The organism is Brevibacillus formosus (assembly GCF_003013405.1).
Taxonomy (GTDB): Bacteria; Bacillota; Bacilli; order Brevibacillales; family Brevibacillaceae; genus Brevibacillus; species Brevibacillus formosus.
Genome location: NZ_PXZL01000035.1, coordinates 19,902 through 33,486, shown reverse-complemented (window position 1 = coordinate 33,486; position 13,585 = coordinate 19,902). Strand labels below are relative to the sequence as shown.

The 13,585-nt window shown below is 51.3% G+C and carries 8 protein-coding genes; 7 read left to right on the top strand and 1 reads right to left on the bottom strand.

The annotated features are described in order from the left end of the window. Positions 1 to 2 precede the first annotated feature (2 nt). The 5 genes from C7R91_RS26360 to C7R91_RS26340 are packed head-to-tail and all read left to right on the top strand — an operon-like array spanning position 3 to position 8,352. Positions 3 to 1,736 (top strand): DUF8809 domain-containing protein, encoded by a 1,734-nt coding sequence (locus C7R91_RS26360; RefSeq protein ID WP_047073360.1) that lies wholly within the window; start codon positions 3 to 5, stop codon positions 1,734 to 1,736. A 30-nt stretch (positions 1,737 to 1,766) separates the two neighbouring features. Continuing rightward, complete coding sequence (locus C7R91_RS26355; protein ID WP_047073359.1) at positions 1,767 to 2,750, top strand: AAA family ATPase; 984 nt, start codon at positions 1,767 to 1,769, stop codon at positions 2,748 to 2,750. Next, positions 2,747 to 3,628: a DUF58 domain-containing protein gene (locus C7R91_RS26350; protein ID WP_047073357.1), complete on the top strand. Its 882-nt coding sequence runs from the start codon at positions 2,747 to 2,749 to the stop codon at positions 3,626 to 3,628. Before C7R91_RS26355 ends, C7R91_RS26350 begins: the two co-directional genes overlap by 4 nt. A 16-nt stretch (positions 3,629 to 3,644) precedes the next feature. Beyond that, entirely contained in the window at positions 3,645 to 5,519 is a 1,875-nt protein-coding gene (locus tag C7R91_RS26345) for a vWA domain-containing protein (RefSeq protein WP_047073355.1), read from the top strand. Next, positions 5,509 to 8,352 (top strand): VWA domain-containing protein, encoded by a 2,844-nt coding sequence (locus C7R91_RS26340; protein ID WP_047073354.1) that lies wholly within the window; start codon positions 5,509 to 5,511, stop codon positions 8,350 to 8,352. Before C7R91_RS26345 ends, C7R91_RS26340 begins: the two co-directional genes overlap by 11 nt. A gap of 59 nt (positions 8,353 to 8,411) precedes the next feature. Here C7R91_RS26340 and C7R91_RS26335 read toward each other — a convergent pair whose 3' ends face one another. Further along, positions 8,412 to 10,541 (bottom strand): multicopper oxidase family protein, encoded by a 2,130-nt coding sequence (locus tag C7R91_RS26335; protein ID WP_047073353.1) that lies wholly within the window; start codon positions 10,539 to 10,541, stop codon positions 8,412 to 8,414. 184 nt (positions 10,542 to 10,725) lie between these two features. On the opposite strand from C7R91_RS26335, the gene C7R91_RS26330 reads away from it, so the two are divergent. Beyond that, entirely contained in the window at positions 10,726 to 11,490 is a 765-nt protein-coding gene (locus C7R91_RS26330) for a class I SAM-dependent methyltransferase (RefSeq protein WP_047073352.1), read from the top strand. Between the two features lie 114 nt (positions 11,491 to 11,604). Continuing rightward, positions 11,605 to 13,329 (top strand): methyl-accepting chemotaxis protein, encoded by a 1,725-nt coding sequence (locus C7R91_RS26325; protein ID WP_047073350.1) that lies wholly within the window; start codon positions 11,605 to 11,607, stop codon positions 13,327 to 13,329. Positions 13,330 to 13,585 lie beyond the last annotated feature (256 nt).

The following is a 13,585-nucleotide window of genomic DNA, read 5'->3' as shown; positions in this document are numbered from 1 at the left end:
CCATGTTTACCTCTAGAGCGAACGACGAGCTGAAGTCACTGCTTGCACCCATTCGAAAGCAATTGGGATTGCGTGTATGGATACAGCAGCTAACTGTCTATGGATTGTGGGGAATGGGGGCGAGTTTGATGCTCCTCCTCCTTGCCCGCATCTGGCCGATTCCGTTTTACCATTGGATCGCGGTTGTGCTCCCAGTGCTTGTTGTCATCACAGGTCTGGTGCGTGCGCTTTGGATGCGCCCTACCTGGCTCCAATGTGCGCAAGTGGCAGACGGTAATGGTTTGGCCCAGCGAGTCGTCACAGCATGGGAGAATCAAGAGAATCAGTCAATGGTAGCAGGTATGCAGAGGGAAGACGCCCTACAGCATCTGCGTAAAAATTTGCCGCAAATCGTAGAGAGCCTCCGCATCTGGTCGCTAGTCCAAAAAAAGGTGTATGTCACCAGCAGCTTGCTATTGGTTTGTCTGGTACTGTTTCTTTGGCCGAATCCTCAAGACTTGCGACTGGCCCAGATTGCAGAGGAAAAGAAAGCCATCGCGCAGGTCGAGGAAGAAGTAGAGGCAATCAAGCAGGACGTGAAAAAGAATACAGGCTTAACGGACGCGCAGAAAAAGCAGCTGGAGGAAATGCTGGAGCAGGCAAAAAAGGCTTTGGCAAAAGCAGACGACCCGGCAGAACGTCAAAATGCATTGCGCGCTGCGGAAAAACAATTGGAGAAGGTCAGAGATGCGGAGCAGCGCAAAGAAAAAGCGCTGCAAGCACTCCAGCGCAGCTTGGGTAATCAAGAAGGGACACAAGCCCTGGCTGGCGCGATGGAAGCGAAAGATCGACAAGCGATGACCGAGGCTCTGGCACAAATGGCAAAAGCCATGGAAAGCATGCCGCAAAAAGAGCGGGAAGAGATCGCTCGTGAACTTGCAAGTGCAGCAGAGCAATTGAAAAAAGAGGCAGAGTCTGCCGACTCAAAGGAGCTGGAGGATATCGCCAAACAACTGGCGGAGGCAGCTCAACAAACAGCCCAAGGACAAGTGCCTCAAGCGATGACTGCGCTCGAGAACAGCTTGATGCAAGCCATGACGGGCATCCAGCAATCTCAGCAAGCCATGCTCGCAGCTATACATGCGGCTGCTTCGCTCAATCAGTCGCAAATGACGCTTGCCAGTGCCGGCACACAAGCAGGAAATGCTGGAGCGAGTGGAGCTGGGACAGGAACGGCAGCAACGGGCCAGGCGACTCCAGCATCTGGGGCACCCGGGAATCAGCCAACTGCAGCTACACCGGGAGCAGGTGCCAATCCGAATCAAGGGGCGAACCCGGCAAGCCAGCCTGGGAATGGAAACAATGGTTCGGGGCAAGGGAATGGCAACGGTAACGGTAACGGTAACGGAAATGGAAATGGCAATGGAAGCGGCAATGGTAATGGCTCTGGCGGTCAAGGAAGCGGTCAAGGCGGCGGGGCCGGGTTAGGAAAAGGCAAACACGAGCTCGTTACCGTCCCGGCAGAGCGCATAGGTGGAGAAAACGGACCTGTTGATACAGTCGGAGGCTCACTCGGTTCAGGCCCATCCCAGTCGCAGCAAAGCGGAAACACACAAGTTTCCTCCGGTGGAACGCTGCCGTACGAGGAAGTGTACGGCCAGTATGAGCAATTTGCCCGCGAGAGTATGGAAAAAGGCAGTATTCCCGGCGATTATCAACAGATTGTGAAGGATTATTTCAGCAAAATAGAGCCTTAGATCATTCAACAACAGGAAGGAGACACGGCGATGGCGCAGCAAACGCTAGAGGATTGCTTGCAGCGAGTAGAGCTTGTCAGGCAGGAAATTGGAAAGGTATTGGTAGGACAAAAAGATGTGGTCGAGCAACTTCTGTGGGCTGTGTTTGCAGGAGGACATGCGCTTTTGGAAGGCGTACCCGGATTGGGCAAAACGCTGCTTGTTCGGACACTCTCTCAAGCCTTTGAGCTGTCGTTTCAGCGGATTCAGTTCACACCGGACCTGATGCCGACAGACATTACTGGAACGAACATCCTATTGGTGGACGAGAAGGGACAACAGTCCTTCCAATTCCAACATGGGCCGATCTTCGCTCATGTCGTGCTGGCAGACGAAATCAACCGGGCAACGCCAAAGACGCAAAGCGCCCTGTTGGAGGCCATGCAGGAGCGAACCGTTTCGGCTGGAGGAGTGACTCGTTCTCTGCCAGAGCCGTTCTTCGTTCTCGCGACACAGAACCCGCTGGAGCAGGAAGGGACATACCCGTTGCCAGAAGCACAAATGGACCGCTTTTTATTGAAGATCGACGTGCCGTACCCGACAGAAGAAGAACTGAAAATGATCGTGCGGCAAACGACCACGAGCCGGGTGATCACCGTGGAAAAAGTGGCTTCAGCCGAGCAAATTGCAGAGATTCAGCAGGCAGCACGTGAAGTGCTGGTTGCCGATGCGGTACTGGATTACGCCGTGAAGCTGCTTTTAGCGACGCATCCGGGGGAGTTGGCGATTGCTTCGGTGAACAAATATGTGCGAAACGGTGCGGGTCCGCGTGGCGTGCAGGCGATTGTCTCCTTGGCAAAGGTACGTGCATTATTGGCTGGGCGATACAATCTGGCGTATGAGGACGTGACAGCAGTTGCTCTGCCAGCGCTGCGTCACCGCATTTTCCTCAATTTTGAAGGAGAGGCAAACGGCATCCGACCAGACCGCGTCATTATGGATATTTTGGACGAACTGGGGACGCAGAAGGTATGAATCAACACCTGCTTGATCCGTCATGGCTCGCCAGACTGGAGCGAATGCAGATGGCTAGTCGCAAAGCGGTCAGCGGCAGCCAGGCAGGAAAGCGAAGGGCGAGACAGCTGGGCAGCTCCATGGAGTTCGCAGACTTTCGGGCGTATGTTCCCGGCGATGATTTGCGGCAGCTCGATTGGAATGCGTATGCCCGTTCAGGCAAGCTGTTTTTGAAAAAGTACTTGGATGAAACAGAGCTTCATGTGAACTTATATATCGATTGCAGTCGTTCGATGAGCTACGGGCAACCGAACAAAATGGTTCGTGCTGTTGAGATTGCCGCGGCTCTTGGCTATTTGTCCCTGTGCCACCTCGATCATGTGTCGGTCTATGCATTTGACAGCCGCATTACGGCAGCACTTACCGGGCTGCAAGGAAAGAGCCAGGCGCATCGCTTGCTTAGCTTCCTGTCTTCCCTGCAAGAAGGGGGAGCAGGTAATATGCAAACGGCAATGCGCCAGCCCGGGGCTGTCAGCGGCAAAGCTGGCATATCTATCGTGCTGTCGGATTTTTTGTTCGAGTCAGGCTATACGGAGGGCATTGCGTATTTGCAGGCGGCCAAACAAGAGGTCACGCTGGTCCAGGTGCTTTCCAAAGAAGAGCTTGCGCCCGAGTATGCGGGAGAGCTGCGGTTGATCGATTCAGAGACCGGGCAGGCAAAAGAAGTATCCTTGACCAGCCTTTTGATGGAAGAGTACCACAAGAGCTTGCGAGATTATCAACAAGAACTGTCCGCGTTTGCTTATGGAAGAGGAATCGCCTTCGTGTCTGTAGAGGCGGAACAATCCCTGGAATCGATTGTCTTCCATGTCTTTCGTCAGGCCGGCTTGATTCGCTAGAGAGGAGAGAGACAACATGCAGTGGATGGGTTTGGGAAACTTGTGGTTTGCGCTGATTATCCCGGCCATCATCGTCCTCTACCTGCTCAAGCGAAAAGTAGAGGATCGTGTCATACCAAGTACGCTCCTGTGGCAGCGCACGATGCAAAACTGGGAAGCGGTGAAACCGTGGGAAAGGCTGCGGCGCAACCTGTTGTTGCTGCTGCAATTGCTCGTTGCTTGCTTGCTCGTGCTGGCTTTGATACGGCCGGCTGTGCCCACTGAGGGAATCACATCCGACCATACGATTTTGGTCGTGGATACATCAGGGAGCATGATGGCGAAGGAAGGGAACGAAACGCGGCTGGAACGAGCAATTTCACAGGCAAAAGCACTTATAGAGAAGCTGGGAAGCGGACAGACGATGACCCTCATTGAGGCAGGGCGTGAGCCGAATGTTTTGGTTTCCAAAAGTGCAGACAAAGAGCCGCTCTTGCAAGCCATCGAAAAGCTTGCGCCTTTTTCCGGGACATCCGATCAAATCGCAGCCTTGTCTTTGGCAGGAGCCATTGCAGAGAATGAACCAGGCAGTGGAGTGGTTTGGATGGGGGACGGAAGCGGGGAACGCAAGCTGGATGGTGGCTCAGTCCCTGCCTTTTCTGGAAGCTTTCAGTTCATGCAGATGGGGAGCACCCGCGAGAATACGTCAATCGGTGTTTTTGTGACCCAGCCTACGGAAAAAGGGGTAGAGGGACTGCTACGGGTGGACAATCATGGCAGTATGCCCTCGAAAGGAAAAGTCACGATTTTTGATGAGCAAGACAATCTGCTGGATACCGATTCTTTTGCGGTGGGGGCAGGCAGCTCCCAGACATTTTCGTTTCAGAAGCTGGCGGTGTCTCGCGTCTATCGCGCAGTCATCGAACCGGAGCAGGACGGACTTTCCCAGGATAATGTCATGTGGAGTGTTCCATTCGCTACAGGGAAAGGAAAAGCAGCGTTGTATTCGCCAGAGGGCAATCGCTTCCTCCATCAAGTATTGCAGACAGTAGGAAGTCTCGAGGTGGAAACGATTCAGCAGGCACCGGATGCAGCGGCGGCTGCGCGTGACCTGTGGGTTTTTGACGGAGTCGTGCCAGACGAGCTGCCAAAAGGGAACATTTTATTGATTGCTCCGAACAAGAAAACAAAGTGGTTGCCGCTCGCTGGAGAAAAAGAACTGGATCAACAGCCAAGGCCAGTTTCCCCTGATGACCCGCTGCTCAAGCACGTAGATTGGCGGGATGTGCACGTCGCCAAAGGATACGTATTGGACGAGATGCCTGGTATGAAGCCATTGGTACGCGCAGGCGATGTCGATCTGGTCAGAGCCGGGATTATAGACGGTCGACGAATGGTCATCATCGGATTTGATTTGCATGCATCGGACTTTCCGTTGCGTCCTGCTTTTCCGATTTTCATGCAAAATGTCGTCAACTGGCTGTCACCTGGTCAAACAGCCCCAATCCCCACGGCACATCCGGGAGAGGTCTTGACCATCCCACTCTCACCGGGAGCGGCAACACGTACCTTGACGTATCCGAATGGACACCAGCAGGCTCTTACAGAGGACGCCACGTCCAAAACGATGCAGCTGCCAGAGCTGACCGGATTGTATCGCCTTGACGAAGGGGTAGATACAGGCACAAAAAGTACGTATTTTACTGTCCAAATGAATGAGGAAGAATCGAATATTACACCAAAGTCTTTGAGTGTTGCCCGGAAGAATGCCGAAGAGCAAAAGGAGAGTGAGGAAGCGACAGCGACTGACACAACAGGAGCACTGGGAACGAAGGAGTTGACCTATTGGTTGGCGGCGTTTGCTCTCTTGGTGTTATTGGTGGAATGGAGGGTGTATCAGCGTGGGTATTAACTTTATACAGCCACTATTCCTGTTGCTATTGCTTCCTGTTGCGTACGTCATCATCAGCTGGTGGCGACATCAAAAGCAAATGCCAATCGGCAGAAAGGTGACGATTGCTACGATTCGCTCGCTCTTGTTCCTCCTTCTGGTTTTGGCGTTGGCAGGGACACAGCTGCTGACACCTATACAGGCGAAAACGATTGTGTTTGTTGCAGATCGATCCGCTTCCATGAAGGACGATCCGCGAGTTCTCTCCTTTTTGCGAGAGGCGATCGGTCAAAAGCAGGCAGCGGATAAGTACGCTGTCATTGCAGTAGGTGCGGAGGCGGCGGTCGATCAACCGTTGACGATACGCCAAGAGGTACAGCCCTTGGGCGTAGATGTCAACCGGAATGCAACCAATTTGGCAGAAGGAATCCGATTGGCGTCTGCCATGATCCCTACCAATGCCAGAGGAAAAGTCGTCTTGCTGACAGATGGTCTGGAAACAAACGGAGATGCGGCACGGCAGACGAGACTGGCGAGGGAGCGAGGAATCGCTGTAGAGGCTGTGTCCTTGCAGCAGCCAAACGGGGATGAGGTCGTTCTTACATCTGTACAGGTGCCGCAAAGGCTGTACGCGGGAGAGGAATACGGTATCAGCGTTGATGTGGAGAGTACGATAGCGACCGAGGCAACTCTTCGCCTGTATGAAGGCAATCGCGAGGCTGGCCAGCAAACGGTACAGATCGGCAAGGGAAACAACCGCTTCGTTTTTTCCCAAAAAGCCATGCAGCAGGGTTTCCATCGTTATCGCGTGGAAATCGAGCCGCGACAAGATACCGTAGCGGCGAACAATCAAGCTACAGCCTACACGCAGGTAGCCGGGGCGCCAGTTGTACTCGTAGCCGAAGGGCATCCAGGTGCAGCCAGCAACCTCATTCAAGCGCTGGAAGCAGGCAATATCAAGGTAGAACTGCGCGATCTCGCACTGCTGCCAAAGGAGCTTGAGGGCTACAAGCAATTTGCCTCCATTGTGCTGGCAGATGTGCCCGCAACCAGCATGACTGATGCGGATATGGAACGCATGCGGACTGCTGTACGTGATTTGGGCATTGGTTTGATCATGACAGGCGGTAAAGATAGCTTCGGTATGGGTGGCTGGTTTCAGACACCAATCGAAGAGGCATTACCTGTTCACATGGATTTAAAAGGGAAGGAACAGCTCCCTTCGCTCGGGCTGCAGCTGGTTATTGACAAGTCGGGCAGTATGAGCTCCGATGCCAGAGGTGCGGATAAGATGGCACTGGCAAGGGAAGCCGCGATTCGAGCGACAACCATGATGAATGCACAGGACTCCATCGGGGTGATCGCATTTGACGACACGCCATGGGATGTCGTAGCTCCACAATCTGTTACGAAGCTGGATGAAATCCAGCAGCAGATCAGCAGAATCCAAGCAGATGGCGGGACCGATATTTTCCCTGCCTTACAGCTGGGCTACGAACGTGTAAAGGCGATGAACACACAGCGCAAGCACGTTATTTTGCTCACAGATGGGCAGTCTGCACTCGACGACGATTACGAGGGCTTGCTACAGCAAATGACGGCTGAAAATATTACCGTTTCAACAGTGGCGCTGGGGGATGATTCGGATAGGTCGCTGCTGGAGATGATTGCCGAGTTAGGAAAAGGCAGATATTACTTTGCAAACGATGCCGAATCTATCCCGAAAATCTTCAGTAAAGAAACAGCGTTAGCCAGTCGCACGTTTATTGTGGAGAAGCCCCAAGTACCAGGCTATACAGGGGTGGGAGCTTGGCCTGCGCTGAAGCAGACTTTGCCTCCGGTGCGTGCGTATATAGCAACGACTCCGAAGCAAACAGCTGAATCCTCCTTGATGAGTGCTGACGATGATCCGATTCTAACCCGTTGGCAGTACGGTCTGGGGCGTTCTGTCGCGTGGACAAGTGATCTGGAAGGGAAGTGGTCACCGGACTGGGTGGCTTGGGGAGGAAACAGCCGTCTGTGGAACGAAATCGTGGCATGGACTTTCCCACAAATTACAGAAGGCGCTTGGAAGACGACTACGAGCGTTAATGGAGCAAAAGGCAATGTGAAGGTTACGATGCCAGCTGGCGGAAGCATGCCTCAAGAGATGGAGGCAGTCGTTCTCAATCAAGAGATGAAGCGAGAGGTCATCAAGCTTAAGCCGGTTGCGCCAGGCGTCATGGAGGGTGAATTCGAGACGGCTGATCCGGGCACTTACATGATTCAGATCTCACAAAAAAATCAAGGCCGAGTCACGGCGAGCCAAACGACAGGATTGACCGTTTCCTATTCACCCGAATACGGAATACATGCCGATGGTGAGAAAGAACTTCAAGAGTGGCTAAGCTCCGGTGGAGGGAATCAGATCACCAAACCGGAAGAAGCCTTTGGTGGCACGCTTCCCGATAAATGGGACACACAGTCAATCAGTGAGTGGTTACTGATGTTGGCTGCTTTGCTGCTGCCGATCGATATCGCCGTTCGCCGTCTGCAGTTGCCGGATCAATGGTGGGTAAGGCTATCGAGTCTGTGGAGATTGCGCAAGTCCACGTCCGCCGATTCTGGACAACAGGCCGTATTGTCTCGCCTCGGCGAGAAGCGCTCGGTGACAAGACGGACACGCGAAGAGCGGACAGATGACCAGAAAGTCGTATCTGCTCCCCTCATTCATCCGATAGGGACGGCTGGAAACCGGGTGAAGCCCGCAACAGTCAAGAACGAGCAGGCAAAAGAGCAGCAAGAGAAGCAAGCACAGCCTGACGAAACGCTAAACAGACTATTGGCGGCGAAGAACCGGAAAAAGTCTCAGTAATAGATAAAAAAGAAAACAGCAGTCTGGCGAAAAAATCGCTATGGACGGCTGTTTTCTTTTTAGAGATGCTCTTCATACACGAGCGGAATGGCTATACCAAAAGCAGTTTCATCTTTAGGAAGGGTCTCTTCCATCGATACACCAGGATTATTCGCGCGGAAAGCAACTTCATAGGTTTCACCTGGCGCTACCTGGAGAGTGTCCGTCCACCATGGGCTTCCTGTAACTTTTTTGCCGTCCCGGCTCAAGATGAGCATGTGATGGCCGTGCAAATACAGCGATTGATCCTGAAAGCTGCGGTTGACGAAGGTCAGCTTTATAAGATCGCCCTCTTCAAGCATCATCCGTGTATCAGGAAGCCAGTCGCCATTTACAGTCGACAACCGCTCGAATTTACCGTTATAAAACCCGTACTGACCATCAATGAGCAGTTGATATTCCCGATCAAACTGGGAAGAGAGATCAAAAGGAAGGGCAGTCGGACTGCCGTAACGTGCAGGGTCAAAGACGGAAAGCTCTGCGTTTAAGAAGGGCACAGCATCTGTGGACCCGTCTGGACTTAAAAGCAGCCCTTTGTCATGCTGGTTTGCAGCTGGAGCAAATAGCACGGGACGATTCGGCATTGTAAACTGAATGTCGTATCGACCGCCTGCCCCCGGCTGCAAGGCTTGATTGGCGATCAAATTCGGTTCGTTTACCTCGGTTCCGTCAATCGCTACTACCTGAAAAGGAGTTCCTTGCAGCAAATAGGCAACAGGAGCATTTTCGGCGTTTATAAAGCGAAGGCGAACCGTTGTGCCAGGAGCAACTGTTTCGATTTTTCGCGTATCTGAGCCGTTTAACGTCGCGCCTGCTTTTTCGTCATTGTGATGAATCATGGCGATATCGCGGATGGGTACGTCTGTAGTCGTAGTATCGGCTGCCTCGATCACAAGGGCACCGAATAACCCGTTCACTGCCTGCTCAGGAATTTGCTGATGAGAATGATACCAATACGTTCCTGTTTGTTCTGCGCGAAAACGAAAAACAGATGTTTCTCCTTTGGTAATGCGATCATCGCTAGCGGGAGTCTGCATGCCATGCCAGTGGATGTCTATTCCTTCCGATATATCCTTGTTCAGAAGAGTGATTTCGACGAGCTCACCTTGCTTCATACGCAGCTCAGGTCCGGGATATTGTCCATTCAAGGTCCATGCTTCTACGGTTTTGCCTGATGCTAGACGGATGGTTGTTTTCTGTGCGTTCAGCGAGAACACTCGATCAGGGCTTCCTTGTTTTGGTTTTGTTGATACATCGATACTTCTAGCTTTCCCTGTGGAAGGCATCGAATGGGCACTTGCCTTTACAGGGAAAACGAAATCGGGGAGAGCGTGATCGTCCTGATTCTGACCTCCCAAAGATGGATGATCGGGAAGGCGGCTCGCTATCATCGCTTGATTTCCCCAGATCGCCGCAAGTAAAGCAGTCATCAGGACAAACGCAGCGAAACGGATAAAGTGGAGCAGACGACGCGGCTTTGCCCAGTTTTCCGCAGTGGAGTGGTATTGATGCTGCCACGATTGCTGAATCCAAAGCAGGGAGACCCCGGCTAATAATACACCCCAAGCGAGAAACAAGATGGACGGTTCCAACGTAACAGCAGGAAAAAAGATTTGAAGGAAGAGTGCAATCAGACAGCCCAAGACGGTAGCTTGCAGCGGAACGATCAATTCGGGGCAAGATGCGTCTCCTCGCCACTCTGGATCTAACGTGTCGTCTAGGTCCGGGGAGTTTACTTTTACAGGTGTAAGATTTTTCTCTTGTAACAAAATTCTGGTGTAATCCGTATCTACTTCTGACTGCCTTGACTCTCTGCCCCCTTTCCCGGCCAGCTCCCACAGTCGTGGAAAAGTAGAGAGCAGGCAGCAGAGCAATGGAACAAAAATAAAAGGCAAAAAGCCTAGCAGCTTATCCTTTATGTAAAGCCAGCCAAAGGATTCAAACAAAACCCACGTCATCACCAAATGCCCCGCAAATACAAAAAGGGCCGACCATGAAAAACATAAAGTGATGCGAGCACTGCTTATAAAAGCCCGTTTCGTCGGACGGAAAACGAGCTGGTTTGCCATAATTGTCGGGACCAGCATGACGATGAGAAGGACCAGAAACAATCCTTGGTGAATCCCGGCAAGCACTTCAAAATCAGCCATGTTCAGTTCCTCCTGTTTACCAGTTCGATACTAATGATATAGAGAAACGGCTGAGGACCAAACGTACCGGGGCAGTATTTTCCCTCCGCCTTAAGTCGGAGAAGTATATTGGGAAGGACGAGCTCCTCCTGCCTCGTCTGACTTGGAAGTGAACAGACTGGTATAAACGAGAGGAGAAACAGAAATGGAAAATAAGGATTGGATCAAAAGCTTTCAAGAGGAAGTGGAGGCACCATTCGCTGGGTGGGATTTTGCCAGATTGACTGCGACAGGCAGGATGCAGGATGCACCACTTGGCTGGAACTACGTAAATATTGTGAAAAAGAACATGCAAGGGATTCGCTCTATGCTGGAAATGGGAACAGGTGGTGGAGAACTGTTTTCTACGCTTGCGCCGTTCCCTCCGCAGACGTATGCGACAGAAGGCTATGAGCCGAATGTAGCGGTGGCAAAAGCCAATCTGGAGCCATTGGGTGTTCGGGTGTTTCCAGTAGATGGGGAAGAAATATTGCCATTTGAGGATCAATCACTCGACTTGATTATCAATCGCCATGAAGCTTATTTGCCGTCTGAAATGAAGCGCCTGTTGAAGCCAGGGGGCATATTTGTTACTCAGCAAGTAGGCGGTCAAGACAATCTCGATCTGAACCGATTGTTGGGCGCTCCCATTCCGCCAGATTACTTGCACTGGAATTTGGCCTATGCAGTGAACGAACTGGAGGAAGCCGGTCTTACGATTGTGGAGCAAAGAGAGGAAATGAGCTTTTCCCGTTTCTACGACATAGGTGCCATTGTTTACTACCTAAAGGCTATCGAATGGCAGATTCGCGACTTTACTGTAGAAAAGTATGCCGACGCCTTGCTCGATCTGCATAAGAAAATAGAATTGGTCGGGTACATCGATATTCCTACCCATCGATTCCTCATGATTGCCCAACAAAAGTCCTAATTAAATCACTACCGATTGTCGATAAGACTGGTAGGGAGTGTTTAGGAAAAGCACCCTTTTTTGGGTGCTTTTTTTATTCACATATCGTAACCGGCGAAGGAGAAGTGAAACAGGATGAGTAAGAGCTTGGCAACACGGGTCGTTGCTCTTGTAGCGGTGATCATTGCCGTCATGATGGCAATCAATATTATCATGATTTACGAAAACAGCGTAGCCACTGTTGAAAAGACACTCTCGCGCTCAAGCATCAACACAGCATTGCATATCTCCCAGGGGCTTGATTCAGAGAAGATAGCGAAATTTATATCTCAGCCACAAGAATCTGACGACTACTGGTCGATCCGAAATTTGTTGCTTGAGTACACCCAAAAAACAGGTGCCCTTTATGTTTATATTCTTCATACAGACGGTGAAAAGGTAAAGATTATGGTGGATGGAACGGAGAAAGGAGCAGAGGGGGCGGCTGCAATCGGTCAAGAGACGACTTCTACCGGCATGGCTGATATTGCTCCTGTTCTGGCAGGCGGATCGAACAGTACGCCAATTGTCAAAGACCCTGTGTACGGAGACTACCTGAGTGCATTCGCACCGATTGAAGATTCATCTGGTCAAGTGATTGCTGTGCTGGGTGTAGATACTGCGGCAGACAAAGTGGAGCTGATTAATGATCAGGTTTTGGATGAAACCATGCCACGAATCATTATCTCTATGATCGTCGTAACGATTATTGCTTTGGTTGCTGTATTCTTCTTGATCAAAAAGATGCTGCGACCACTGCAAGTTGTACAAGAGGCGTCTATGCGTATTGCTTCCGGTGATCTCACGTCGACAGAGATTTCTGTTTCCAACAAAAAAGACGAGATTGGCCGAATTGTTGTTGCTTTTGGTGAGATGACGGCACAGCTTCGTCAAATCATTGGCGGAGTAAAAGAGACAACGGAGCGTATCGACAGCATGGCTAATTCCATTCGGGAAGGTGCCAATTCTGTCCGCGAGCAAAACAAAAATATTGTGGTCACCAGCCAAGAGATTGCGCAAGGGAATGAGCAGACTGCAACTGCGATGGAGATGACGGTGCAGACGGTTCAAGAATTCTTGAGCGAGCTGTCTGAATTGAATACAGCGATTGACGAGATGGATGCAGTATCCAATCGCGTGTCTGATATCGGAGAGAGCAGCTACAAAGTATTGCAAGAGTTTTTGGCAGATGGAACAGAGACGAACAAACAATTTCATGAAGTGCAAAATACAATGGCGATTCTCGAAGAAAAATCCAGCCGAATTAACGACGTGATTGAAACGATTCAGCAAATCGCCGGACAAACCAATCTGTTGGCATTGAATGCAGCCATCGAGAGTGCGCGTGCTGGCGAAGCGGGCAGAGGCTTCGCTGTGGTAGCGGGAGAAGTTCGCAAGCTGGCTGAACAGACGGGTGCGGCGACCCACGTCATTCAGGAGAGCATCAAAGACATTCAAGATCAGGTAAGACAAGCTACGGAAAAGACAAATGCGACGCTGGATCGCTACAATGCGGGTACAGAGCGTTTGGATTCCGTCACGCAAGGCATTACGGCGCTGTCTGACATGACGCATACCTTGAAGACGTCGCTTGCGAATGTTATGGCAAGTGTAGAGACGATGAAGCAAGGTCAGAACAAGGTGAATGAATCCGTGTTGACGGTTACTGCCATCTCGGAACAAACAGCAGCAGCCACCGAAGAAGTATCTGCTACGATGCATGAGGTCAGTGGAAACGTTGATCAGTTCGTATCTGAAACGGAGCAGGTGACAGACAGTATTCAGGAGCTGCGAAGCAAGGTGGATATGTTCCGACTGTAGATGAATTACTTTATCAATAATTAAAAAACAGCTCTTCTACTGGCAGGATGTTGCCAAGAAGAGCTGTTTTTTTGTAGCTGTAGTGGAGGGAAGAAGCGCATTTCCAGTCTACGCTTCGGCCTCCGCCCCGCAAGGGGTGAAGACTGTCCGCTCCGGAATAAATAGCGGGAGCGCTTCAAACGTAGAAGTTTCAATGAGGTATTCCATAAGTGAAGCTTAAATTCCCCGCTATTTATTCCAGAGCTGGGTCGGGCTC